Genomic DNA, 24,601 nt, shown 5'->3' with positions numbered 1-24,601 from the left:
AAGCTCTATTGGTCGAATATGTGAGCTTTTTTAGATTGTAATTGAGAGTTGAGTTTCAGATAGCCTTTTTGATTTAAGTGTAATTTATCCTCTTCAAACAAGCTTTCGTCAGCATTCCCATGCTTATCTAGAATCGATTCGTTGGTATCGACAAAGAGAGTGTTGGGTCTTGTTCGTGCAAGCTGCTCAAGCATCTGGTTTGTTGCATTCACTGTTGCTTCTAAACCGTGTCGAGTTGGGCTAATTTTGACACCAAGAATGGTGACTGGAATCCCAGGTAAATAGCGATCTACTTTTTCTAAAAGGCTGACATAACGATCAATCACTTTATTGCTGTTATGCTTATTACCAATGTCATTGTCCCCTGCATAGAGCACCAAAGAGCGAGGGTTATAAGGCAAGATGATGCGTTCAAAGTAATAAACGCAGGCATCTAGTGTCGCACCATTAAAGCCTAGGTTAATGGTTTCCTTAGTATCAAAAGGGGCTTCAAACTCTGACCAAGATTTGATGGTGGAGCTGCCATAAAATGCTACCGGGCGCTTATCAAAACGACGGTGAGCTGAGCGAAATTCCAGTTCACGAACATCCGACTCAAATTCAACATCGATCTGATTAACACTTCTAACGTTTGATAGGCAGCCTTCTCGCTGGCTAAGAATCGGGTATTTCTTAATTTCTTGCGCTAGCTCTTCAGCTTCTTTTACCGCTAAGCGGAACTCTTGCTGGTAGTCTTTCAAGAAGGTAGAAAGCGCTTCTTTATCCGAGATATCGACGCGCTCTGAGAGTTTGAAAGCAGGTTTAATGACTACCGTATAAATATTGTGATCGGAGCGCTTATCGAAGTTGGCGACCGCAATAGGCACTAACCAAGGTTCCTCTTCACCCTTCAAAGATCCAGCCAATTCGAACACATAGGGAAGTAATTCACCAGGTGATTGATCGGTTGCGAAGCTCTTTCCTTCAGGTGAAATTAATAAAGGTGTTTTAGCTTTTAGGGTTGTTTGACCATCGGCGATGAATAGGTCGTGTGCTTCCGTTCCAGATGTGAGAGCACTCCAGCTGTCGACAAATACATTACCAAAACGTTCATAGTATGCGTCACGCCAGAATTCAAACTCCTTACTGCGTCGTACCACTCGCTGCGCAGCCACGCCGTATTGTTTGTAAATTACCATTGAGCTTATAAATTGCGCATCAAGGGAGTAGCGGAAGCCATTCGCAAGTTGCGTACTGCTAGAGCCTAAAAGGTGGTTGTAAAAGAACAAGCTGCCAGGCTTCTTCGGTAGATTTTCCATACCTTTAATAATGTAAGGTACTTGCTTGAAAGCTTGACGGAACTGCTCCGTACCAAAACGTCTAACATCGATTGAACTTTGCTCGTCGGGTAGTGCATTGACGGAGTCATAAATGTTAGCCAGCTTACGGTAGAAAGCATTTTCTCGTTGCAGGTCTTTAAGAATGTCTAAACTCATCCCCGCAACCGTGCGCTCAATCCTCGTACCATAGTGTAGGCAACGGTACAGGACGCCAAATGCCTCATCGGTCGTCACCGCATTTTTTAAAAGTGATCCCACTTTGTAAAGCGGCGAGCTTACCGGCAGAACGGCGGCGTTTTGTTCAATCATGCTGTTCACTGCCAGCACTTCATCACCTGCGATTTGCGATAGGTAGCGCATTCGAGCTGACACTAAATGTGTGCCTACCAACCAGATTAAACGATACCAATATTTCAGTGCTAGCTTAGGCATTTCGGCAAAAATGTTTACCAAAGAAAGTCTCGGTATAAATAAGACTGTCGAGTCACGAGAACTAATAATGGTCGCACGATTGCGTTGTTGCTCATCTGTAGTGCACCAAGCTAACACGGTACCCGGGCGTGAAATCGTACGAGTGGTAATGATGTCCCCAGATTCTGTTTGATAGCTGACAACCGCTTTACCTTGAACTAAGAAATAAAGTCCATCTTCGGCTTGATCTTGTTGGGAGAGGATATCGCCTTGATGTGCCAGGATAACCCCCGACTGTTTGGCGATGGCCTGCAACTCCACTTGAGTGAATGATTCGCAAAACGCTGTATCGCTTAAAAATGCTGTGGTTTGTTTGATCGACTGTTTTTGGATAACAGGGTTTATTAATGGGCGAGTTTCTTCAAATGCGAGCGACTCATTTGCGAAGAATGGACGAGTGTGGTTCTGGATACTGGTCAGTACCGGCAGGGATTCACGATAAACGAACGACAAAAATTGGTTAGCAAAGTCTGTTTCTTGCTCAAGTAGTTTCTGTAATGACGTAATAGGCCAACTGATCAGTTGGCTTACTTTAGTGGCTTGAAAGCTTGTTGCGTAGCGAGAAGGCTGACGAAACGCAGACCAGCCAATCGGTGCAAATGTTTGGTTAATTAGGCCTACATGATAGCTTTTTCCAGACTCTTGCAAAGGAATAGAGATTGAGATCTCTCCAGAAACTAGAAAGTAAAGAGAGTGTCCCACCTCAAACTGCTGAGCCAACATGTCTCCAGCGTTGAGTTCTTTAAGTTGGGCCAGCTCATTAAGGGTTTGAATGACGTGTTGTGGAGCGTTCTGAGTAAATGGGAGGTCGCTCACATAGTTTGATAAATCCATTAAACCACCTTATGACATTGCCTTAGCAAAATGTTTGAAGTCATCCATTGTGATACAGAAAGTATGACAATGGATCGGGTGCATGTTGTTATCTAGATTAGATTGTTCTAAATGTAATGCAAAAAATATTCCGGCATCGGTTGTGTAAAATAAAAACAGTATGATGAAAATACGTGATTTATTTCGTTAAATTACTACATTTTGACCTTGTAAGGAAAGCTTCAATACAGGAAAACGGCAATTTTACTGGCCCGAACAATACTCAGAGATAACTTTTCCAAGCAAGCAAGAAAATAAAATTCTTATTTTCTTAAAACACTTTTGAAACGCTTAATTATCAGACAGTTAAAGTTTTATCACTTTGTTTTACCAAAGATTTATTTTTGTAAATCCGGTCTTTTCTTCCTTGAGTAGTCGCCAGACTATGCTAAACCTTAATTATCTTCTCAGATTTATTACTGCATTTGAAACCAGTTCGTCTGGTTGACATCCTGGGTAGCCGTTGCGACCTGTGCGTACCCATAGACTGTATAGAAGGGGACACCGCGATGAGTATTTTTGATCATGTTCAATCTCGTTTTGATGCTCAAAAAGAAGAAGAAATGTCACTCGACGAGTACCTAACTTTGTGTAAAGACAGCCCTGCTGCCTATGCTTCTGCACCTGAACGCTTACTGATGGCAATTGGTGAGCCAGAAATTATTGATACGTCGAAAGATTCCCGTAGCAGCCGGATTTTTTCGAACAAACTAATCAAGCGTTATCCAACCTTTGAGCATTTCTATGGAATGGAAGATTCGATTGAAAAGATCGTCGCCTTCCTAACTCATGCTGCTCAAGGGCTTGAAGAGTCGAAACAAGTGCTCTATTTACTCGGGCCTGTCGGCGGCGGTAAATCCTCATTAGCAGAGAAGCTTAAAGAGCTAATGCAGTCGGTACCATTTTATGCAATCAAAGGCTCACCAGTCTTTGAGTCACCTTTGTCTTTATTTGACGTCAATGAAGATGGCGACATCCTTGCTGAGGAATATGGCATTCCCAAACGTTACTTGAAGGGAGTGATGTCGCCTTGGGCTGCTAAACGGTTAAAAGAATACAATGGTGATATACAACAATTTCGTGTGGTGAAAGTGTACCCATCTGCCATTAAGCAAATTGGTATATCTAAAACTGAGCCAGGCGATGAGAACAACCAAGATATCTCCGCTTTGGTTGGTAAAGTGGATATTCGTAAGCTGGAATTCTTTGAGCAGAACGATGCGGATGCCTACAGCTATTCGGGTGGTTTGTGTCGAGGTAACCGTGGCATTATGGAATTCGTGGAAATGTTTAAGGCGCCGATTAAAGTCTTGCACCCACTTTTGACCGCCACTCAAGAAGGTAATTACAACGGTACAGAAGGTCTCGGTGGTATTCCATTTGATGGAATAATCCTTGCCCACTCAAACGAATCTGAGTGGCAATCGTTCAAAAACAACAAAACTAATGAAGCATTCATTGACCGGGTTTACACAGTAAAAGTGCCTTACTGTTTGCGTGTGACAGAGGAAATGAGCATCTATAAAAAGCTGCTTGAACATTCCTCTTTGAATCACGCGCCATGTGCACCTGATACATTAAAAATGTTGGCTCAATTCTCTGTTCTGTCTCGAGTCAAAGAGCCTGAGAACTCTAGTATCTTTTCTAAGATGCGGATTTACGATGGTGAGTCCTTAAAAGACATTGATCCAAAAGCGAAGTCACTGCAAGAGTATAAAGATGCCGCTGGTGTAAACGAAGGCATGGATGGTTTATCAACTCGATTTGCCTTCAAAATTTTGTCTCGAGTGTTTAACTTCGACCCAACCGAAGTCGCAGCAAACCCTGTGCATTTGATGTACGTACTTGAGCAGCAAATCGAGCAAGAGCAATTTGACCAAGATCGTCATGATCGCTATTTGCGGGCTTTGAAAGAGTTTCTTGCGCCACGTTATGTCGAGTTTATTGGTAAAGAAATTCAAACTGCTTATTTAGAGTCTTATTCTGAATACGGTCAGAACATCTTTGATCGATATGTGACTTACGCCGATTTCTGGATTCAGGACCAAGAATATCGCGACCCAGAAACAGGGGACATTCTAGATCGCTCAGCCATCAACGACGAACTGGAGAAAATTGAGAAGCCAGCAGGCATTAGTAATCCAAAAGACTTCCGAAATGAAGTGGTGAACTTTGTCTTGCGAGCTCGTGCGAACAACAACGGTCATAACCCTAGTTGGTTAAGTTATGAAAAATTGCGTGTGGTGATTGAGCGTAAAATGTTCTCTAACACAGAAGATCTGTTGCCTGTCATTTCATTCAGTGCCAAATCTTCGAAAGAAGATCAACGCAAACACAATGAGTTTGTGAAACGAATGGTTGAGCGTGGCTACACCGAGAAACAAGTGCGCTTATTGTCTGAGTGGTATCTACGTGTGCGTAAATCCCAGTAGGTAGTAATTAAGCAGTTGCCTAAATAGGTTGAAAGAGGAGGTGCGAGCATGTCTTACATAATTGACCGCCGCCTAAATGGAAAGCACAAGAGTAGCGTCAACCGTCAGCGTTTCCTGCGCCGTTATCGCGAGCATATTCGTAAAGCGGTGGAGGAAGCGGTTAATCAACGTAGCATTCAAGATTTGGATCGTGGAGAGCAAATCACGATCCCTAAGCGTGATATCCATGAGCCGAATTTTGGTCATGGATCCGGTGGCAAAGGTTCGATCGTGCACCCTGGTAACAAAGAGTTTGCCACGGGTGACCGTATCCCTAAGCCAGAGGGGGGCGGTGGCCAGGGAGCAGGTCAGGGTAATGCGTCCAACCAAGGCGAAGGGGAGGATGATTTTGTTTTTCAGATCTCTCAGGAAGAGTTTCTGGACTTTGTCTTCGAAGATTTAGCCTTACCTAATTTGGTTAGGAAAGATCTAAAAGAAATTAAAGAGTTTAGTATCAAGCATGCAGGGATTGTATCTGAAGGTACCCCTTCAAAGTTAAATATCGTGCGTTCGATGCGTAATGCCTACGCTCGCCGTATGGTTATGAGTAGCGGTTCTCGAAAGAAGCTTGCCGAAGCGGAAGCGGAACGTGAGGCATTACTGAAACTGGCTGACAGTCCTGAAGAAAAAGCCAAAATAGCTTGGCTAGATGAACAAATAGAGCTATTTAGGCAAAAAATAGAACGCACACCGTTCTTAGACACTTATGACCTTCGTTATAACCATCATGTAAAAGAACCGCGCCCAAGCAGCAAGGCAGTGATGTTTTGCATCATGGACGTCTCTGGCTCTATGACACAGGAAACAAAGAATGTAGCGAAACGCTTCTTTATCTTGTTGTACCTGTTCTTAAACCGAAACTACGAGAAAATTGACGTGGTGTTTATTCGCCACCATACCAGCGCTAAAGAGGTAACAGAGGAAGAGTTTTTCTATTCCCGAGAGACTGGCGGAACCATTGTTTCAAGTGCTCTCAAGCTCATGGAAAAAATCGTTAAAGATCGTTATTCACCGGAGCAGTGGAACATCTACGCAGCGCAAGCTTCTGATGGTGATAACTGGGATGATGACTCTCGAATTTGTCGACAACTGATGGAAGAGGAAATTGTCGATTTGGTGCAATACTTCACTTACATCGAGATCACTCCTCGTGAACATCAGAGCCTCTGGCATGCTTATGAACAAGTACAGACCAATCACCCTAAAAACTTTGCAATGCGTCACATTGTTGAAGTAGGCGATATTTATCCTGTGTTTAGAGATTTGTTCCAAAGGAGGCAGCATGAGTCGAGCCGCTAAAAAGTCAGACCGTTTGTCTCAAGGACCGGATTGGTCGTTTGAGTTGATTCAGCAGTACGATGAGGAAATTGGCAAAATTGCCAAAGAGTTTGGGTTGGATACCTATCCGAATCAAATTGAGATCATCAGCTCAGAACAGATGATGGATGCTTATGCGTCGGTGGGGATGCCACTTGGTTATCACCACTGGTCATATGGCAAGCAATTTCTCGAAGTGGAGCAGAACTATAAACGCGGCCGGATGGGGCTGGCGTATGAGATAGTGATCAACTCGTCTCCATGTATTGCTTATTTAATGGAAGAAAACAATATGATGATGCAGGCGTTAGTCATTGCCCACGCTTGTTATGGTCATAACTCCTTTTTTAAAGGTAATTATTTGTTCCGTACTTGGACCGATGCCACAGCCATTATTGATTACTTAGTTTTTGCCAAGAAGTACATCCTAGAATGTGAAGAGAAGTATGGCATTGAAGAAGTTGAACTGACGCTAGATTCTTGTCATGCCTTAATGAATTTTGGGGTGGATCGCTATAAGCGCCCCGTTCCATTATCGATGACTGAAGAGAAAGCTAGGCAGGATGAGCGTGAGCAAATTTTGCAACAGCAAGTGAATGACCTATGGCGCACGATTCCAGTATTTGATCGAGCAGAAGAGGAGCAGCAAAAAGAGCGAGTTTTTCCTAGCGAACCACAGGAAAACCTACTGTATTTCTTGGAAAAGAATGCACCTCTCTTGAAGCCGTGGCAGCGTGAAATCATTCGTATTGTGCGAAAAATGGCGCAGTACTTTTATCCTCAACGTCAAACTCAGGTAATGAATGAAGGCTGGGCATCATTCTGGCACTATACCTTGATGAATGAGCTGTACAACCGAGGCAAGGTTGAAGAGGGGTTTATACTCGAGTTCCTTCAGTCGCATACTAACGTTGTTTCACAGCCAAGTTTTGATTCGCCTTACTACTCAGGGATCAACCCGTACGCCTTGGGTTTTGCGATTTATTCAGACATTAAGCGCATGTGTGAGAACCCAACGCAAGAGGATCGTGAGTGGTTTCCAGATATCGTGGGTAAGCCTTGGATAGAGGTATTGGATTTTGCCATGCGAAACTTCAAAGATGAGAGTTTTATCCTGCAGTTCTTATCGCCCAAAGTAATGCGTGACTTCCGCTTCTTTGGTATCGAAAACGATGTACTGGACCCTTACGTAGAAGTGAAAGAAATCCATGATGACAGCGGTTTTAAAGGACTTCGTCAAAGACTGGCTCAGCAATATAACTTAAGCCATAGAGAGCCTAACATTCAGGTTCAAAGAGTTAATTTATACGGTGATCGCAGCCTAGTGTTGAAGCACACCATGGACAGCTCTCGCCCATTAAATGACGATACTGTAGAAGTCGTAAAACACTTCAAGCGTTTATGGGGCTTTGATGTTCGTTTGGAATCTTGGGATGGAGATCGATTAGCGCAAGTGTACAGCAGTGAGGTCAGTTCTGAGGGTTAATAACTTAGAGACCTAAAGGGGCATCCCTTTAGGTCTCTACCAGGTTATCTAAATAGATAAGTTGTTATTGGTTTTTAACCGTTCAATCATGTCCACTTCGTTGTTTATTTCTTCAACTCGATGACTCATTCTTTCGATGGAGGCAATACTGTTTTGAACATCTTGGCTGGCCAACTCAGAGGTTTCACTTAAACTACCTATTTGAGAAGACAGTGTGGATGTACTTTCAAGTAATCGACTCATAAATGCGTCGATTTTTTGTATGCTGTCTTCAATGGAACCAACGGAGGCATCCACAGCGTGTATGGTCTCACCTGTCTGATCTAAGCTTTGTTGAGTGTTCTGTGATAGCTGACGTACTTCGTCAGCAACTACTGCAAAGCCACGTCCTGCCTCACCAGCACGAGCTGCTTCGATCGCAGCGTTTAATGCTAGCAAATTAGTCTGGTCTGCTATGCCTGAAATGACCTTTAAAATACTAAGTACTCGCTCAGCATTCTCTTTCAGCTCTTTGACATTCGACACCATCTCAGCACGGTCTTTCTCTTGGCTTTGAATAGCTTGGCTAAAGTCTGAAAACTCTGAGGTAACCCCTGAAACAACCGTTTGGGTTGAGCTTGAGTAACTCGTAACGCGCTCAAAGCTACTAGTTATCTCTTCTAATAATGGGCGATACTCGGATAGGTGATGGATCAAGTGATCCTGAAGCTTGTTGAGCTGTTGGCTGCTGTTGAGCTGCGTGAGCAGGAAGTACTCTCGGAAGTTGGCATAATGCACAGGGAATTTATCAACAAAGTAGTCCTTGAAGGTTTCTCCCTGTTTAGTTTGAAAGAAAAAGATCCCTGTGAGAGTTTGGTTCATATGGATGCCAAGTATCTCTCCGAACGTAGAAAAGCCAGCTGCTTTGATGTCTTTGAAACTAGTGACTTTATTTAGCTCATTGGGATTGTTTAAGCGTCGTAAAATACAATCGTTTGCGATCATAGCGACTGGTTTAGAGGGCTTGTCACGCATGAACTCTTGGAAAGCTTTTTCAGTTGATCCAGCGAAATCTTTTGCTTTGACAAGTAGCAGCTCGTCCCCGAAATCTAAGTCACAGAAAAAGTGAATGAGACCTTCATTGGTGTCGACGGCAGCAACGGAGCGAATGAAAAGCTCGTCGCGAATATTTACCGCAAAGGTGTGGCCTGTAAGTTTGCCTTCTAATTCATTTGGTTGGCAGTGAAAGTGTTGGCAAAGATGGTCAATGATATTAACCATCTGTCCTGTTTTCTTAGAGATAACAGTTCGAACATTTCGTCGCAGAGCATCAGCTTCAGCAATAATAAAGGACTCGTTAGTGGCTTCGAAGTTGTGAGTTTTTAAAATACCGAATCGGGTATCTGGTTTCATCTTAACAAATGCAACCACGGCACAATTGTGAGCAACTTGATTGCCGTTATGAACTAAAGCCTTTTGAAAATCCAGTTTCCCCCCAGCAGAACCACCTATAAAGTGACATGGAAACTCTCCGGTAGCGTACATAGCTTGCATAAAAAAGTTTTCAGATGATGACAGGCCATCGATAAATGTTAATGCAATGGTGTCATTAAAATGAACAGGAAAGGGCAGCGTGATTCGCTCGAATTCATTTTGAATGGACTTGATTCGTTGTTCTTTCGATAGTTTTATCGTCTCGGTATGAAGGTCTTCACAATGCAATGGAATACTTTGGATACTGACATGTTCAAACAAATCACTGCTAAAGCTCTGTAGAACAATATTATCCCAGGCATTTTCAGCCGATTGATAAAGGTTGCTTTGGCTGCTGTTTAACTCTCCCGCTGTCATGATACCAATGATGTTTGAACAAAATGGTATCGCTGATTTGATTTTGTTGACCGTCGACTCGAAATCTACATGTGGAGATATAAAAGCAAGGACCAGTTGGGTTTTGGCTTTTTTGAAGGCTAGCTTCTGTAAGGAATCAGATGAAATTTGGTTAGAACTGATTTGAACAAGATTAGAAAATTCTTGAGGTGAAGTAGTGCTATCGACAAAAGGTGTACGCTTAAACCAAGCCATATTTTGCAGTCCTAATATAAGTATTACTTTTTGTTTTCAGTGTAAGGTTCGCTGAAATGTAAACCTATAGTGTTTATGTAAACTTAGGAGGCTTATTGATCTGAGTCAATGGACATTAAGAATAGAGAGGGCGCTACTTTTAGCAGTCTAATTCAGTCATGACGGGTTTAATGCCACAAAACATAAGGGTTATATTGCGAAATCCTAACTCAATATCTGGACCTTCAAGTCCCTTTATACTTTGGTCTAATAACGCAATATAACGCTGCATATAAGCCAGACTGTTAATAGAAAGGCGCTGGAAAGCGCTTTCGTAGAGTGGTACTCGCTTGTCCCAAATTCTCAATTTTTGACAGGCCGCACGAAAGTTTTGTTGCTTTGCTAGGTGGCTGAGTTCGACTAGTGTGCTCAGTTCACGGTTAAATAGCCAAAGCATAATACTGTCCTCTGTGCCTTCGGCGCGCAGTTGTTGCAGGCAGTGTAGAGCTTCTTTAAGCTTGCCACTTAACAGGCGATCACTTAAATCATAAATCGAATAACGACTTGAATCAGCAACAGTTTCATCAATCGTCTGGACGTCTAACTGAGCTCCTGGGCCGTGACTTAGAAGGAGTTTTTCTAGCTCTTGAGAGAGCGCAAGTAAGTTGCCTTCACCCCGTTCACACAGCACACTCGCGGCATCCCGTGACAGGTTTAGGTTTAACGACTTGGCACGTTGTTGTGCCCAAGCTGGTAGGCGATTAGCGTCGATAGGCCAGATTTGAATAAATGCTCCAGCTTGCTCTAGGGCCGTGAACCATTTGCTCTTTTGAGTTCTCGCATCCACTTTTGGAAGCGACAGCAGCACCACATTGTCGAGACTCAAGTGCTGCACAATCTGCGCTAGAGCTTTGCTATGCTTTTCTGCGAGCTTGTCGATCTGAATATCAAACAAGCGGCGGCTGGAAAACAGAGATAGGGCTTGTAGCTCATTTGTGACATCTTGCCAATCGAATTGAGCATCAGCGACAAATCTCAAACGTTCTTCAATTCCGTGGTGATAAGAAGCTTTGCGAATGCTGTCACAAACTTCTTGGCACAGTAATACCTCATCTCCAGAAACGATATAGATAGGCTGTAAGCCTTTTTCTAATGAGGCATTAAGTTGATCAGGGCGAATTTTCATGCTTAGAACGAGGCAAACCGAAGGTCGTACACCAGCTCATCTGCAAGTTGCTGACCTGCTCGGCTCATTTGCTCCGCATTGTAGGCAGCTTTTAAGCTTTGCTCTGCGTCTTGGTTATTTAGCATCAATGACGTACTGATAGTGCGTGGTCCCCATAGGGCCTTACCTTCTTCATCTCGGATGAAATATGTCAACGAAAGGCGGCGTTCGACTTGAGTAACATCGTTATCACTTGCCCGCGCTAAAACGGTGTCTTCAGCTGTCAAAGGGTTAGTCTTCAACTCATGTAGTGTTTCGGATGGCTCAGCATCGATAATCTTGATGCCTGCTTGTGCTAATGCGATGCGAAGGTCACGGTTAAAATCTTGTGAACCAGGGCCTAATGACAACGTAAGTTGTGACAACTCCGGAGCCAAGTTTGCTTGGTCACGTAGCTGAAAACCACAACCTGTAAGAATCAACGACAAACAAAGTAATGGCGCAAGCCATAAAGTACGAACATGTAATGACATATCTTATCCCTAATATAAAGGGGGTAGGATCACTACCCCCAAGTCACTTAATTAGCAACAATGTTAACCAAACGCCCTGGAACAACGATGACTTTACGAACTGTTTTGCCATCGATAAATTTCTGAACATTAGGGTTAGCAAGTGCTTGAGTTTCTACTTCCTTGTTGTCTGCATTAGCAGACACTGTGATTTCTGCACGCTTTTTGCCAAGAACTTGAACAACGATGGTTAATTCGTCTTTAACAAGTGCGGCTTCATCCACTTGTGGCCATGGAGCATTAACAACATCTGTACCGTGACCTAGTTCGCTCCAAAGTTGGTGCGAAATGTGTGGCACGATTGGAGAAAGCAATAGTACCGCAGCTTCAAGTGCTTCACGTTCTACAGCAAGGCCCAGCTCAGATTTGTCTTCGAACTTGCTGATCTCGTTGCAAAGTTCCATGACCGCAGCGATGGCTGTATTGAATGTCTGGCGACGCTCAATATCATCACTTACTTTACTGATGGTTTCATGGGTCTTACGACGCAGTGCCTTTTGATCGCCATTTAGCGCTTCTGCATCCAGTTTGCCCGGCGTGCCTGCATTATTATGGCGGTATGCCAATGACCATAGGCGGCGTAGGAAACGTGACGCACCGTCTACACCCGCATCGTTCCACTCAAGTGATTGCTCTGGTGGCGCAGTAAACATGATGAATAGACGAACTGTGTCGGCACCGTATTTCTCGATCATCTCTTGAGGGTCAACGGTGTTGCCCTTAGATTTCGACATCTTAGTACCGTCTTTGTTTACCATACCTTGCGTTAGTAGGCGCTTGAATGGCTCGTCAGATTTTACAAGACCCGCATCACGTAGCAATTTGTGGAAGAAGCGCGCGTACAACAAGTGCAGGATTGCGTGCTCAACACCACCGATGTATTGGTCGACTGGAAGCCAGTAGTTTGCTTCTTCAGTCAGCATGGCATCGTCTGACTCTGGGCAGCAGTAACGGGCGAAGTACCAAGACGATTCCATGAAGGTATCGAAGGTATCTGTCTCACGCTCAGCAGGCTGACCATTGTAAGTCGTCGCAGAGAATTCCGGGTTGTTCTTAATTGGCGAGTTAACGCCATCCATCACAACATCAGTTGGCAGTTCCACAGGAAGTTGGTCATGTGGTGTTGCGACCACTGTGCCATCTTCAAGATTGATCGTAGGAATCGGCGCGCCCCAGTAACGTTGACGACTTACCCCCCAATCACGTAGGCGGTAGTTAACTTTACGCTCACCAATGCCTTTTTCTGTCATGAAAGCTGCAATCGCATCAAATGCTGCTGCGAATTCAAGGCCGTCGAATTGACCAGAGTTGCACAGAATGCCTTTCTCAGTGAAAGCTTCTTTCGCTAGATCGATCGCTTCATCACCAGCTGGCTGGATAACTTGCTTAATAGGTAAACCGTATTTTTCTGCGAATTCGTAATCACGCTGGTCGTGTGCAGGCACAGACATTACTGCACCAGAACCGTAATCCATCAATACGAAGTTTGCCGCGTAAACGGGTACAGATTCGCCAGTGACTGGGTGAACGGCTTTAAAGCCAGTGTTCATGCCTTTCTTCTCAACCGTTGCAAGGTCTGCTTCCGTTGTAGAAGTATGTTTACTTTCTTCAACAAACGCCGCAAGCTCGGCATTGCTTTCTGCTGCTTCAAGAGCAAGAGGGTGTGTTGCCGCTACAGCAACATAAGTTACACCCATCACTGTATCAGGGCGCGTGGTGTAAACCGATAAGCGCTCTTCTTTGCCCTCAACAGCGAAGCTGAACTCAAGTCCTTCTGAACGACCGATCCAGTTACGCTGCATGGCTTTAACTTTTTCCGGCCAACCGTCTAGCTGATCAAGATCGTTTAGTAGCTCTTCGGCGTAGTCAGTGATTTTGATAAACCATTGTGGAATGTGTTTGCGCACAACCTGTGTGCCACAGCGCCAGCAGCCACCATCTTCAACTTGCTCGTTGGCCAGAACGGTTTGATCTTCTGGACACCAGTTCACGGCAGAAGTTTTTTTGTACGCTAGGCCTTTTTCTACTAATTGAGTGAAGAACCATTGCTCCCACTTGTAGTATTCAGGTTTACAAGTCGCAATTTCACGATCCCAATCATAACCAAAACCTAGTTTCTTCAACTGGCCTTTCATGTACGCGATGTTTTCATCGGTCCATTTTGCTGGTGCCGTTTTGTTCTTGATTGCAGCGTTTTCGGCAGGCATACCAAATGCATCCCAACCCATTGGTTGCATTACGTTTTTGCCCAGCATACGCTGGTAGCGAGAGATCACATCACCAATGGTGTAGTTACGCACATGGCCCATGTGGAGTCGGCCACTTGGGTAAGGGAACATAGATAGGCAGTAGTATTTTTCTTTACTTGAATCGGCTACCGCTTTAAATACTTTGTTTTCATCCCAATAGCTTTGTGCAGCGGTTTCAATTTGCTGCGGACTATATTGTTCTTGCATGTGCTTTGATCATCCCGTAATAGGCGTTAAGTTTGTTTGGCGACTTAATACTTTACATCGCTTGAATGCGAGTTTCGCCAACAGAAAAATGAAATATCCGCTATTTTATATAGATGAGGCGCACTTTAGAAGGCGCATAACGATGGAGTTGTACAATCTATGAAAAAAGATACTGATCAAGACCTAGATTTAGTGCAAGAAGCCAAAAAAACACTCGAAGGTGCGAAGAATTGGTTTCTTGAAGATGTAGAACTGATGAAAGCTTATTGGCATGACCAAATGGGGTATATGGAAGCCTGGGTTGATGCTAACTGGCATTTGGTGCAAGACCAAGGCGAAGAGCTCGTAGAAGACCTAGATAAGCGGGAGGATGCTGCGTTGCTTTGGCTTATTAACCATGCAAACAACAATCCAGTACCATTGGAGCAATGTGTCGTCGCTGGCAAAGAGGCTGATGCGGGGCGCTATATTTGCATGGACTGCGGCCATGAAAATCGCCATGAGGGTGGCTCATTGGCGACTTGTGAGGTCTGCCATTACGGCGTCATGTACTACCAAGGAGAGTAGGGGGCTTATATCCCTCGATGGAATAAAGTCGTACGAGCCATCTCCTGATGGCGATAAAGCATTGAATCCCCAATGTAATCGGGTCGTACGACTGGTTGTTATTTTCGGCTGGATAATTTGAAACTTGGTAATGCGCCTAGACCTGCCAGCAAGGCGAGTAATAGCCAAAGAGCTAGGTTGCCATGCATTACATATGGAGTGATTCCGCTCACTGTTGAAATCTCTCCGGTCAGAGTGGCGCGGACAAATTGTGGTAGCTCACTCTTGATGTGACCATTGGTGTCGATAATTGCGCTGACGCCAGTATTGGTTGCGCGGATCATGTAGCGTCCCGCTTCTTTCGCGCGAAACTGTGCAATTTGTAAATGTTGTAATGGTCCAATGGAGTGTCCAAACCAGCCGTCGTTGCTGATAGTCAGTAATACATCGCTGTCGCGAACCATCGAGCGTACGAGGTCTGGGTACACGACTTCATAGCAGATAAAGGGGGCAACGCTTAACTCGCCTGCTTGCAAAGTAGGCTGGTTGCTAGGTCCCTTACGGAATTGCGACATGGGCATGCCAAACAAATCAAAGATAGGCCCAACCCAATCCGCTAAAGGTACGTATTCGCCAAAAGGGACAAGCTTCTGCTTTTCGTACATGCCAAAGCCATTTCCTGTGGCCCAAACCCCATTGAAATAACTCTTACGCTCTGCGTCCCAGATTGGCACACCTGTGATGACGGTCGTGCTCTGTTGCGCTAAATCTTCAGAGAACGGTTTCAGATATGGCTGAACTTGGTGCAGTTCATAAGTAATGGCTGTTTCCGGCCAAATCACGATATCACTGCTAATGTTCTCAAGCGTTGCTTGCTGATAATACGTTAGCGTTGGCGCGGCATTTTCAGGGAGCCACTTTTGATCCTGAGAAACGTTGCCCTGCACTAAGGTGACTTGCTTGGTGTCTGTTTCAGTGACATAGCTTGGCCCCATAAAAACTAGCAGACCAGCTGCACTCCATAACAGTCCTGTAACGACCAAATAACAACGCAGTTTAAACATCAATGCGGTCGCAATAGCCGCAGAAGTCAATGCTACTAATGCGCTGACGAACCAAATGCCACCTATAGGTAGGAACTCAAATAGCCAGCTTTTCTCAACAATGTAGCCTGGTAACAGCCACGGAAAGCCTGTAAAAAGTGTGCTGCGTAGCCATTCAAAAAGCAGTATGGCCACTACAAATAAAGGGGCTCTGAAGGCCAAATTTAATCGGGTACGCAGTTTAAAATACACTGCCCCAGCGAAAGCCCAGTAAATAGATGCCGCCGCAATCAAGCCAAAGGTGATTAAAATGGCAATTGGAAAGCCTACTTGGCCGAAGTTGGCAATGCTCACGTATACCCATGAAATTCCACTGCCAAATAGTCCGAGTGCAAAGCTAAAACCAAAGGCTGAAGCATGTTTTGCGGAATTTGCGCCTTGCCAAGCAAGCATGAGGTATGCGGCAGCCAGAATATAAATTGGCCAAATATAAAAAGGCGCAAAACTTAACGTTGATACTGCTCCAAGTAGCAGCAAAGCAATAGATTGCAGGAAAGGGTGGTTGCTAAAAGAATGAAGGAGGCGCAAACGCCACCCCAATACATCCGTTGTTAAGGTGGCGTTGGTGCTCATATTATTCAGTATCGTCTTCGCTTAACTTTCTTACTTGTAAAGTTTTGACACGGCGGCCATCTGACTTTACGACATTGAAATGGAAGTTTTCAAAGGTAATATCTTCACCGCGAGAAGGCACATGACCAAACTGCTGAACAATGATGCCGCCAATAGTGTCGAATTCTTCTTCACTTAGTTTAGCGTTGAAGTGTTCATTGAAGTCTTCAACAGAAACCAGAGCGGGTACGAGGTAAACGCCAGGCTCATCTGTGCTTTGAATGTCTTCGTTCTCTAGGCGGTCGGTTTCATCTTCGATTTCACCAACAATTTGTTCCAACACGTCTTCAATCGTTACTAGACCAGATACGCTGCCATACTCGTCCAAAACAATGGCCATATGGTAGCGTTTGGTGCGAAACTCATTTAGTAGTACGTTTAGACGTTTACTTTCAGGGATAAAGTTCGCTGGACGCAGTCGATCAAGAATGTCTTCGAGCGTAACGTCACCTTCTTTGAAGAGCAAAGGCAGTAAATCTTTGGCTAACAATACCCCGAGAATTTCATCAGAGTCTTCGCCCACCACAGGGAAACGTGAGTGAGAGGAATCAATCACTTTTCGAATGGAGGTTTTAGGGTCGTCTTCAGATTTGATAACAACCATTTGTGATGGTGGAATCATGATGTCTCGCGCTTGCACTTCAGAAACATCCAAAGCACCTTCTGCGATGGTGTAGGCATCACGATCAATCACTTCTGATTTAACTGCGGTTTGAAGTAATTCAATAATGTCCTGACGGCTGCGAGGCTCGTCATGGAAGGCTTGGGCAAGACGCTCAAACCAAGATTTCTGCTGATCGTTAGAACTTCCCGATCGGTCTTCGCTCATGGTGGTGAAACTCACTCGTTAACTAAATAAGGGTCAGGGATGGATAATGTCGCTAGAATTTCAGTTTCGAGCGCTTCCATTTCCTCTGCTTCATCGTCTTTTATATGATCATAACCACGTAAATGCAATATGCCGTGTACAACCATATGTGCCCAATGGTGTGATAAAGGTTTTTGTTGTTCGATGGCTTCTTGCTCAACGACCTGACGACAAATCACTAAATCACCTAGCAAAGGCAACTCAATTCCATCAGGGGCTTCAAAAGGAAACGATAAAACGTTCGTTGGCCTGTCTTTACCACGGTATTCAAGGTTTAGCTCATGACTCTCAGCTTCGTCTACCAAGCGAATGGTGACTTCAAACTCACCATCACAGGGCAGTGCAGCTGATGTCCACTTTTGAAAATCAGCTTCGCTTGGTAGGTTATCTTCGCTTTCAGTTGCGATCTGCAAGTCTAAATACAGTTCTGTCACGTTTATTGACCTTGATCAGTATTTTGCGCGGCTTCGCGCTCAGCACGTCTCAGAGCCTCTTTCTCTTTGCGCTCTGCTTCGGCTTCTTCATCGAACTTATCGTAGGCTTCCACAATGCGCTGCACCAATGGGTGTCGAACCACGTCTGAAGAAGAAAAGTGCGTTATGCTAATGCCATTCACATTGTCGAGCACATGCATGGCGTGCGCTAAGCCTGAGTTTGTGCCACGAGGCAAGTCAACCTGAGTTTTGTCACCTGTGATAACAGCGGTAGAACCAAAGCCAATACGTGTTAAGAACATCTTCATCTGTTCACGAGTCGTGTTTTGACTCTCGTCTAGAATGATGAAGGAGTTATTCAAAGTACGACCACGCATGAAAGCCAATGGCGCAATTTCAATCACGTTTTTCTCAATCAGTTTATCGACAAGTTCAAAGCCAAGCATTTCATACAATGCGTCATAAAGAGGACGCAGGTAAGGGTCGATTTTTTGCGAAAGGTCACCCGGTAAGAATCCCAGTTTTTCACCTGCTTCGACGGCAGGACGAACAAGCATGATGCGTTCAACACGGTCTGCCTCGAGAGCTTCTACGGCACAAGCAACCGCCAGGTAGGTTTTACCAGTACCTGCAGGACCGATACCAAAGTTGATATCGTGCTTACGAATTTGCTGGACGTAGCTCTGCTGGTTTTTACCTTTAGGTTTGATGTAAGCCTTGCGGGTTTTGATCACTACTTGGCCATTATCCGATTTGCCTTTCGAAAGCGATTCAATAGCACTTTCTTGTAGGTAAAGATGAATGGCTTCTTTGGTGATTTCCTTTTGTGCAAGGGCTTCACGGTAAACACTTTCTAGTAGCACTTTTGTCGCGGCAACGCGCTCATTATCATCGCCAGAAATTTCGAATAATTCACCACGATGAGAAATAGAAACGCTTAGACGTTGCTCGATTTGTTTAAGGTGCTCATCAAACTGGCCGCATAATGCAGCCAGTGCTGGAGCCTCAGCAGGCTCCAAACGAATTTGTTGGGTTATAACAGATGTTGTGTCCAAAATAGACCTTATTTGTTTAGTTCGAAGTCGGCGTCAAGCTCAGAGCTGACCAGCTCGCCCAATAATGAATTAGGGTACGCATCAGAAATTACGACGTCTGCAAATTTGCCGATCAGAGCAGGGTTATCCGCAGGGAAGTTCACGATACGGTTATTTTCAGTACGACCTTGTAACTTACCTGGATCACGTGGAGAGTAGCCGCTTACTAGAATACGTTCAATGTTGCCAACCATTCCTAGACTAATGTCGTAAGCCTGTTGGATGATACGTCGTTGAAGTATCGCAAGGCGCTCTTTCTTCACTTCTTCTGGCGTCGTGTCATCAAGCTGCGCAGCAGGTGTACCAGGGCGCTGGCTGTAAACAAAGCTGAATGAGTGATCGAAGCCGATTTCTTGAATCAGATTCATGGTGTCAATGAAGTCCTGCTCAGTTTCACCGGGGAAACCAATAATGAAATCAGAAGACAAGCTAATGCCTGGACGTGCTTCTTTGATTCGATTGATCTTGTCGATGTAAAACTGACGGTCGTGGCCACGTTTCATGTTGGCCAATACCGAGTCAGCGCCACTTTGTACTGGTAAGTGAAGATGACTAACCAGTTTTGGCTCGGTACGGAAAGCTTCAATTAAGCTGTCAGTGAACTCAACAGGGTGCGAGGTTGTAAAGCGAATACGTTCAACACCAGGGATCAGTGCCACAGCATGAATCACATCCGCTAGATCCATTTCGTCGCCATCTTCGTTTTCACCACGATAAGCGTTAACGTTTTGACCCAATAAATGAATTTCACGAACACCTTGCTCAGCCAGTTGAACCACTTCTTTGATGATGTCTTCAAAGTGACGGCTTACTTCTTCACCACGAGTGTAAGGTACAACACAGAAAGTACAGTATTTACTGCAGCCTTCCATTACCGATACAAACGCTTCAGCACCGTCCACTTTTGGCGCAGGAAGGTGATCAAATTTCTCGATCTCTGGGAAGGTAACATCCGTAATAGGGATGGCATTGGCTGCTGCATCGACCATTTCTGGAAGTTTATGCAGTGTTTGAGGTCCAAAAATCATATCGACGTGTTTTGCACGTTTGCGGATGTTGTCGCCTTCTTGAGAGGCAACGCAACCACCTACACCGATTTTCAGGTCAGGATTTTTCTCTTTAAGTTTTTTCCAGCGGCCAAGTTGGTGATATACCTTATCTTGTGCTTTTTCACGGATTGAACAAGTATTTAACAGAAGAACATCTGCCTCTTCTGGGTTGTCCGTTAATTCCATTTCGTGAGAGTCACCAAGAAGGTCAGCCATACGAGATGAATCGTATTCGTTCATCTGGCAGCCGTGCGTTTGGATAAAGAGTTTTTTCGCCATGTAAAAAGTAAACCTAGTAATATGTGAGTCATGTGACTTTGGCGCACATTATATTGAGGTTTTGGTTCGATTCCCATAGGGTGGAGCCAAGCTATACAGGATTTTCAAGATTGCTTCGTCTACAGGGATAGCGGGCTATGGAAAACTGTTTCGATTTTGTCATTTTTATAAGGTCTTAAAAATCGTAATGAAGCACTTATATTTTGCAGCTTTGCTGGGGGGCGCTTTAATGCCATCCGCTCATGCCGCTGGAGAATTACCAAACTTTGAGCTGGCGTTAGGTGGCGGTATCGCGAAAACAGAACCTGCGTTTAATATTGATCTTACCGTTAATATTCCGATTTCAGAGCGGTTATCTTCACAGATAAACTTGGAAAGTGACTATGTGTTTAATGACACGGTTTATAAAGATTATGCTATGACTGAGTTTAATGCGATTGGCTTTTACCGACGTGATGACTGGCGTTTAGGCGCTGGCTTAGGGTTACTGGAAAAGAAGTCTCGTGATGATTCGTTTACGACAGAACGTGTTGGCATTGCGCGATTTTTAGCTTCTTACTATTGGCAAGATGTGACGTTGGATTGGCAATACGCCAATTATAACGATGAGTTTGACCGAGCGGTTTCCATGGAATTGGGAGCTATTTGGTATCCTGATGCGATTCGACGCGTTGCTTTGTATGCCGAAGACCAAGTAAAAGGCACTGGTTGGCGCTTAGAGGCGTTTATTCAGCCTGAGAAGCGCCGTAACCAATTAGCGTATGGCGCTATCTTACGAGCCGGGGAGGGGGACTCATTTCCTTACGTGGGTCTAGAAGTACGTTACTACTTTGATCGCACCATGACCGTCAAGCAAAGGGATCGATCGTTCCATTAGTACAGCTTATGTAGCTCAGATGTCGCCTAGTTTTTCTTTGATAACTTGCCAGTAGTTTTCTTCTACTGGCATAACACTGAGTCGGCTGCCTTTCATGATTAATGGGAAACCTGCTAGCCCAGGTAAGCTTTTTAGTACGGTCAAAGTCAGAGGCTTTTTCAAAATGCTAGCGAAGGTCACTTCAACTTGATCCCATCTAGGTGCTTCGGGAGTGGACTTGTGATCGTAATAGGAGCTTTCAGGGTTCCAACAGCTGGGATCTGGGTGAGCTTCTTTAGAAATGTGTGCTAAGCCCACGATCGCCGGTACTTTACAGCTTGAATGGTAAAACAAAACCGTATCTCCAATGCGCATGTCTCTCATAAAGTTGCGTGCTTGGAAATTACGTACACCATCCCAATTTTCGCGTTGTCGATGTTTTAAATCATTGATAGAAAACTCGTCCGGCTCAGACTTCATTAACCAAACTGCCATACTTGTCCTATTCTTAAATTGTTGATCTTTGCAGAAAGATACATTCATTTTGTTCATTAAGCGAAAGATAGTCACTACAATGAAATGGGTTAAGTGAAATAACCGGATGTTTGGGTTTGATTGGATAAACTATGAATCAATTTGCTTGCAAAGAGTTTTCTGCCTTAGACGCAGAGCTAAAAGATGACTTGCTAGAATGTTACGTGGAAGCTCAGCAAGAAATCGAAGCGATTGTAAACGATATTGAATCAACTGGCTTTTCTCATGAAAAGCTAGACACTTTGTTTCGCTCTCTTCACAGTATGAAGGGTAACTGCTCTGTTTGTTTTCTTGATCCGTTAGTGGATGCTCTACATCGATTAGAAGAGATCGTAGACGGCATGCGTGGCGGATACATCGCATATGACTCATTGCTAGGCGAGCTTATTAACTTGGTGTTAGATCAAGTGTTATATCTACTTCGCCAATTACACCTACATCACGGTGCAGATCGTGAGCCACTTATCTTCCTGCAATCCTACCTTGATAAAATTTATGCTGAAGAAGATCAGCAGACGCGCATTGATTTAGCTGATAGCTTCTTGCGAAAAATGAGTGACAACAACATTGAGGATGAGGAAAACGAAGAAGCTGATAGTCTCGTCGTAAAGGTAGATTACGCCGATGAGCAGCTAGAAGATATCCAACATTTTCGACAGTTGAGTTATCGGCTAAATAAGTTGCTAGGCTATTCATCTGAACGGGGTGAACGTATCCTCAAATTGAGTCTGCTGATTAATCAAGAATGCTCGGATCCTGTCGACAAAGCACAGCTTTGCGCCGCGGCGTACATGCATAATATGGGATTAGCCATGATCCTTAAGTGTGGCGATGATGAGGACGCTAAACAACATGCCGAGCAAAACCACCCAATGGTTGGCGCACAGCTTATGTCCAAACATGAGGGCTGGGAACAGGCGTCAGAAATGGTCATGGCTTACAAAGAGCGCTTTGATGGTTCCGGTTATCCAGAGGGACTGGTAGGTGGCATGATCCCACAAGGTGCGTTTGTTCTTTCAATGGCAGTAAGGTTCATTGATGTGGTGTGGGGAAAATCGGGCGGTGAGTACAAAAAAAGTGCCATGAGAGCCATTCAAAAAGTAAACTCAGAGAGTGGTAAAGGCGTGCCGCCGCATTTAATCGATGCTTTTAACCGTGCGGTGAGAAAACTGCTGGTGGCGAAGAACCGATAGCGTTAAGGTTAAGTTTTTATACGACTTGTTGTTCTGCTTTGAAATTACCTCTCGTTTACCATCCTCATTACAGTATCCCTTTTCCAGATGGACATCGATTCCCGATGGCCAAGTTCCGGCTTCTGTACGAACACTTAATTCAACTCGAAATCCTGACGCCTGATAACTGCCATGAACCGAGTCCCTTGTCATTAGCTACGTTAATGAAAGCTCATCAGCCTGATTATGTGCAACGATTTATTCGTGGGCAGTTATCGACAGAAGAGGTGAAAGCCATTGGTTTGCCTTGGAGCGATTGGCTAGTTGAGCGAACACTGAGAGCAGTATCTGGAACATTGCTAACTACAGAGCTTGCTTTGCAATATGGACTAGCGTGCCATCTTGCAGGGGGAACACATCACGCGTTTCCTGATAGAGGTGTTGGCTTTTGTATCTTTAACGACTTAGCCGTCGCGGCGACGCATCTGATCGAATCCGGTAAGGCGACTAAAGTTATGATTATTGACTGTGATGTTCATCAAGGGGACGGCACGATTGCCTTTTTTCAAAATATGGAAACTGTATTGCCAGTGTCATTCCATTGTGAAGAAAACTTCCCTGCCGACAAGCAAAGCGAGGGCATTAATATTCCTGTGCCAAAAGGTACTAAAGACCAAGCCTATTTGCGTATTCTAGAAGAGAATATCCCTAAACTATTGGATCAGCATTCACCTGATTTTGTTTTGTACGATGCAGGTGCTGATGTTCACAAAGATGATCGATTAGGCTATGTAAATTTATCGGATCAAGGGATTTTGGCGCGTGACAGATACGTGATAGAGCAAGTATTAGACCGAGGCTTGCCAATTGCATGTGTGATCGGTGGGGGATATGATCATAATCATCAAAAAGTAGCTCAGCGGCATAGTCTGTTGCATCAAGCTGCCCATGATATTTGGCAAGAGCGAGATATGGGGCGAGTCAGCTGAACTTGTGCTATAACTAATGTTCGGAATAAAAGCTAAAGGTGTTGTATGCAAATTTCATCTAATGGTGGTCTGTATTATGGCCAATTAGGTCTGCAAAGAGGCCAACAAAGTTTAGATCAAGCCAGCGCAAAAGTAGCAGAAGCGAGCACAGACGGTACTTCAGATGGTGCCAGAGATGGTATTCAAAGTGGTTTGATTGACGCTAAGACAAGTGAAATTAACGCCAAGGCAAACGCACGAGTCATTGATACTTCCAATGAGGTGCTCGGAACCTTAATTGATATCAAAGCGTAACGTCAAAACGTTAAATTAGGTTGTTATACTAAGCTATTGTTATAATTAGTTTATTTATTAAGTAATAGGTCCTGCTCAATAGGGATAAATGTTGTCGCAGCTTGTATTAACGAGTCCGCCGTCAAGCTTGGTACACCATAGACTTCCACCTTCTTCCCGTAAGATTTCGCTTTTTCGACTAGTAACTCGAAATCCCCATCCCCTGACACTAGGACTAAAACATCAATATGTTGGAGACTTTCCATAACATCGATCGTAATGCCAACGTCCCAATCGCCTTTAGCTGAGCCATCTGCACGCTGGATGTAGGGTTTGGTTTTTACGTTGAAACCAATGGCGCGTAAAATGTTTTGAAAAGAGCGCTGCTGAGGATCACCTCGGTCAATGGCGTAAGCGTTAGCTTGGTATAGAGAGCGATCTGAGAGAGCTGCTTGCCAAAAGTAGTTATAATCGAAGCGTTTTTGATACGCTTGCCTTGTGGTGTAGTACACATTTTGTATGTCCACGAAAATTCCAACGGTTTGCATGAAATGACTCCTAAATTCAGGTAGACGTTACCTAGTTATTAAAAGAAAGCAAAGTATGAACGCGTTAAACT

20 protein-coding genes are annotated in these 24,601 nt (G+C 44.4%); 8 read left to right on the top strand and 12 right to left on the bottom strand.

The window, feature by feature from the left end; all coding sequences use genetic code 11:
* Nucleotides 1-5: 5 nt before the first annotated feature.
* Nucleotides 6-2,624 carry a cyclic nucleotide-binding domain-containing protein gene (locus ACXAC1_RS00990; protein WP_475057776.1) on the bottom strand — a complete coding sequence of 873 codons (2,619 nt, stop codon included), beginning with the start codon at nucleotides 2,622-2,624 and terminating at the stop codon, nucleotides 6-8.
* Nucleotides 2,625-3,172: 548 nt separating this feature from the next.
* Here ACXAC1_RS00990 and ACXAC1_RS00985 point away from each other — a divergent pair.
* From ACXAC1_RS00985 to ACXAC1_RS00975, 3 genes are read left to right on the top strand one after another with little or no spacing between them, the layout of a single operon-like run.
* Nucleotides 3,173-5,095, top strand: coding sequence for a PrkA family serine protein kinase (locus ACXAC1_RS00985; protein WP_475057773.1), 1,923 nt, complete (start codon nucleotides 3,173-3,175; stop codon nucleotides 5,093-5,095).
* Nucleotides 5,096-5,143: 48 nt separating this feature from the next.
* Complete coding sequence (locus tag ACXAC1_RS00980; RefSeq protein WP_475057770.1) at nucleotides 5,144-6,433, top strand: YeaH/YhbH family protein; 1,290 nt, start codon at nucleotides 5,144-5,146, stop codon at nucleotides 6,431-6,433.
* Nucleotides 6,417-7,937, top strand: a complete 1,521-nt coding sequence (locus ACXAC1_RS00975; protein WP_475057768.1) for a SpoVR family protein — start codon at nucleotides 6,417-6,419, stop codon at nucleotides 7,935-7,937. Before ACXAC1_RS00980 ends, ACXAC1_RS00975 begins: the two co-directional genes overlap by 17 nt.
* A gap of 48 nt (nucleotides 7,938-7,985) precedes the next feature.
* Here the strand turns inward: ACXAC1_RS00975 and ACXAC1_RS00970 are convergent, their stop codons facing one another.
* The 4 genes from ACXAC1_RS00970 to leuS all read right to left on the bottom strand — a co-directional run bounded on the left by ACXAC1_RS00970 (nucleotide 7,986) and on the right by leuS (nucleotide 14,173).
* The gene (locus ACXAC1_RS00970) at nucleotides 7,986-10,001 is read right to left on the bottom strand and encodes a methyl-accepting chemotaxis protein (protein ID WP_475057765.1); all 2,016 of its coding nucleotides are present in this window, start codon (nucleotides 9,999-10,001) and stop codon (nucleotides 7,986-7,988) included.
* A gap of 139 nt (nucleotides 10,002-10,140) precedes the next feature.
* On the bottom strand, nucleotides 10,141-11,166 hold the full coding sequence (gene holA, locus ACXAC1_RS00965) for a DNA polymerase III subunit delta (protein ID WP_475057762.1): 1,026 nt from the start codon (nucleotides 11,164-11,166) through the stop codon (nucleotides 10,141-10,143).
* Between the two features lie 2 nt (nucleotides 11,167-11,168).
* Nucleotides 11,169-11,678 (bottom strand): LPS-assembly lipoprotein LptE, encoded by a 510-nt coding sequence (locus tag ACXAC1_RS00960; protein WP_475057760.1) that lies wholly within the window; start codon nucleotides 11,676-11,678, stop codon nucleotides 11,169-11,171.
* A gap of 47 nt (nucleotides 11,679-11,725) precedes the next feature.
* Nucleotides 11,726-14,173: a leucine--tRNA ligase gene (gene leuS / locus ACXAC1_RS00955; protein ID WP_475057758.1), complete on the bottom strand. Its 2,448-nt coding sequence runs from the start codon at nucleotides 14,171-14,173 to the stop codon at nucleotides 11,726-11,728.
* Nucleotides 14,174-14,332: 159 nt separating this feature from the next.
* Here leuS and ACXAC1_RS00950 point away from each other — a divergent pair, with 159 nt between their 5' ends.
* Entirely contained in the window at nucleotides 14,333-14,740 is a 408-nt protein-coding gene (locus ACXAC1_RS00950) for an Rpo12/RPC10 RNA polymerase subunit family protein (RefSeq protein ID WP_475057756.1), read from the top strand.
* 98 nt (nucleotides 14,741-14,838) lie between these two features.
* Here the strand turns inward: ACXAC1_RS00950 and lnt are convergent, their stop codons facing one another.
* From lnt to miaB, 5 genes are read right to left on the bottom strand one after another with little or no spacing between them, the layout of a single operon-like run.
* The gene (lnt, locus tag ACXAC1_RS00945; protein WP_475057753.1) at nucleotides 14,839-16,395 is read right to left on the bottom strand and encodes an apolipoprotein N-acyltransferase; all 1,557 of its coding nucleotides are present in this window, start codon (nucleotides 16,393-16,395) and stop codon (nucleotides 14,839-14,841) included.
* A gap of 1 nt (nucleotide 16,396) precedes the next feature.
* Nucleotides 16,397-17,263: an HlyC/CorC family transporter gene (locus ACXAC1_RS00940; protein WP_475057750.1), complete on the bottom strand. Its 867-nt coding sequence runs from the start codon at nucleotides 17,261-17,263 to the stop codon at nucleotides 16,397-16,399.
* Between the two features lie 11 nt (nucleotides 17,264-17,274).
* Complete coding sequence (gene ybeY, locus ACXAC1_RS00935; RefSeq protein WP_475057747.1) at nucleotides 17,275-17,736, bottom strand: rRNA maturation RNase YbeY; 462 nt, start codon at nucleotides 17,734-17,736, stop codon at nucleotides 17,275-17,277.
* Nucleotides 17,737-17,738: 2 nt separating this feature from the next.
* A complete protein-coding gene (locus ACXAC1_RS00930) occupies nucleotides 17,739-18,791 on the bottom strand; it encodes a PhoH family protein (protein WP_475057744.1) in 1,053 nt (350 codons plus the stop codon).
* Between the two features lie 8 nt (nucleotides 18,792-18,799).
* Nucleotides 18,800-20,158 (bottom strand): tRNA (N6-isopentenyl adenosine(37)-C2)-methylthiotransferase MiaB, encoded by a 1,359-nt coding sequence (miaB, locus tag ACXAC1_RS00925; protein WP_133560291.1) that lies wholly within the window; start codon nucleotides 20,156-20,158, stop codon nucleotides 18,800-18,802.
* A 187-nt stretch (nucleotides 20,159-20,345) separates the two neighbouring features.
* Between miaB and ACXAC1_RS00920 the strand changes: the two genes are divergently transcribed.
* Nucleotides 20,346-21,035, top strand: coding sequence for a hypothetical protein (locus ACXAC1_RS00920; protein ID WP_475057742.1), 690 nt, complete (start codon nucleotides 20,346-20,348; stop codon nucleotides 21,033-21,035).
* Nucleotides 21,036-21,050: 15 nt separating this feature from the next.
* Here ACXAC1_RS00920 and ACXAC1_RS00915 read toward each other — a convergent pair whose 3' ends face one another.
* Entirely contained in the window at nucleotides 21,051-21,509 is a 459-nt protein-coding gene (locus ACXAC1_RS00915) for an EVE domain-containing protein (protein ID WP_475057739.1), read from the bottom strand.
* A gap of 131 nt (nucleotides 21,510-21,640) precedes the next feature.
* On the opposite strand from ACXAC1_RS00915, the gene ACXAC1_RS00910 reads away from it, so the two are divergent.
* The 3 genes from ACXAC1_RS00910 (at nucleotide 21,641) to ACXAC1_RS00900 (ending at nucleotide 24,003) form a co-directional block, all read left to right on the top strand.
* The gene (locus ACXAC1_RS00910) at nucleotides 21,641-22,741 is read left to right on the top strand and encodes an HD domain-containing phosphohydrolase (protein ID WP_475057738.1); all 1,101 of its coding nucleotides are present in this window, start codon (nucleotides 21,641-21,643) and stop codon (nucleotides 22,739-22,741) included.
* A gap of 104 nt (nucleotides 22,742-22,845) precedes the next feature.
* Complete coding sequence (locus ACXAC1_RS00905) at nucleotides 22,846-23,709, top strand: histone deacetylase family protein (RefSeq protein ID WP_475057736.1); 864 nt, start codon at nucleotides 22,846-22,848, stop codon at nucleotides 23,707-23,709.
* A 45-nt stretch (nucleotides 23,710-23,754) separates the two neighbouring features.
* Nucleotides 23,755-24,003 carry a hypothetical protein gene (locus ACXAC1_RS00900; RefSeq protein WP_475057734.1) on the top strand — a complete coding sequence of 83 codons (249 nt, stop codon included), beginning with the start codon at nucleotides 23,755-23,757 and terminating at the stop codon, nucleotides 24,001-24,003.
* 50 nt (nucleotides 24,004-24,053) lie between these two features.
* Here ACXAC1_RS00900 and ACXAC1_RS00895 read toward each other — a convergent pair whose 3' ends face one another.
* On the bottom strand, nucleotides 24,054-24,530 hold the full coding sequence (locus ACXAC1_RS00895) for a LabA-like NYN domain-containing protein (RefSeq protein ID WP_475057731.1): 477 nt from the start codon (nucleotides 24,528-24,530) through the stop codon (nucleotides 24,054-24,056).
* Between the last annotated feature and the right edge of the window lie 71 nt (nucleotides 24,531-24,601).

The organism is Marinomonas sp. AWM4_232 (assembly GCF_056158325.1).
Note: the sequence above shows the minus strand (reverse complement) of the source record. Positions and strands in the feature narration are given on the sequence as shown.

Bases quoted from the DNA above. Each gene is read 5' to 3' on its own strand.
- ACXAC1_RS00990 (WP_475057776.1), bottom strand. From the start codon at position 2,624: ATGGATTTATCAAACTATGTGAGCGACCTCCCATTTACTCAGAACGCT.
- ACXAC1_RS00910 (WP_475057738.1), top strand. From the start codon at position 21,641: ATGAATCAATTTGCTTGCAAAGAGTTTTCTGCCTTAGACGCAGAGCTA.
- ACXAC1_RS00970 (WP_475057765.1), bottom strand. From the start codon at position 10,001: ATGGCTTGGTTTAAGCGTACACCTTTTGTCGATAGCACTACTTCACCT.
- ACXAC1_RS00895 (WP_475057731.1), bottom strand. From the start codon at position 24,530: ATGCAAACCGTTGGAATTTTCGTGGACATACAAAATGTGTACTACACC.
- holA (WP_475057762.1), bottom strand. From the start codon at position 11,166: ATGAAAATTCGCCCTGATCAACTTAATGCCTCATTAGAAAAAGGCTTA.
- lnt (WP_475057753.1), bottom strand. From the start codon at position 16,395: ATGAGCACCAACGCCACCTTAACAACGGATGTATTGGGGTGGCGTTTG.
- ACXAC1_RS00920 (WP_475057742.1), top strand. From the start codon at position 20,346: ATGAAGCACTTATATTTTGCAGCTTTGCTGGGGGGCGCTTTAATGCCA.
- ACXAC1_RS00960 (WP_475057760.1), bottom strand. From the start codon at position 11,678: ATGTCATTACATGTTCGTACTTTATGGCTTGCGCCATTACTTTGTTTG.
- ACXAC1_RS00980 (WP_475057770.1), top strand. From the start codon at position 5,144: ATGTCTTACATAATTGACCGCCGCCTAAATGGAAAGCACAAGAGTAGC.
- miaB (WP_133560291.1), bottom strand. From the start codon at position 20,158: ATGGCGAAAAAACTCTTTATCCAAACGCACGGCTGCCAGATGAACGAA.
- ACXAC1_RS00940 (WP_475057750.1), bottom strand. From the start codon at position 17,263: ATGAGCGAAGACCGATCGGGAAGTTCTAACGATCAGCAGAAATCTTGG.
- ACXAC1_RS00985 (WP_475057773.1), top strand. From the start codon at position 3,173: ATGAGTATTTTTGATCATGTTCAATCTCGTTTTGATGCTCAAAAAGAA.
- ACXAC1_RS00900 (WP_475057734.1), top strand. From the start codon at position 23,755: ATGCAAATTTCATCTAATGGTGGTCTGTATTATGGCCAATTAGGTCTG.
- ACXAC1_RS00975 (WP_475057768.1), top strand. From the start codon at position 6,417: ATGAGTCGAGCCGCTAAAAAGTCAGACCGTTTGTCTCAAGGACCGGAT.
- ACXAC1_RS00915 (WP_475057739.1), bottom strand. From the start codon at position 21,509: ATGGCAGTTTGGTTAATGAAGTCTGAGCCGGACGAGTTTTCTATCAAT.
- ACXAC1_RS00905 (WP_475057736.1), top strand. From the start codon at position 22,846: ATGGCCAAGTTCCGGCTTCTGTACGAACACTTAATTCAACTCGAAATC.
- leuS (WP_475057758.1), bottom strand. From the start codon at position 14,173: ATGCAAGAACAATATAGTCCGCAGCAAATTGAAACCGCTGCACAAAGC.
- ACXAC1_RS00950 (WP_475057756.1), top strand. From the start codon at position 14,333: ATGAAAAAAGATACTGATCAAGACCTAGATTTAGTGCAAGAAGCCAAA.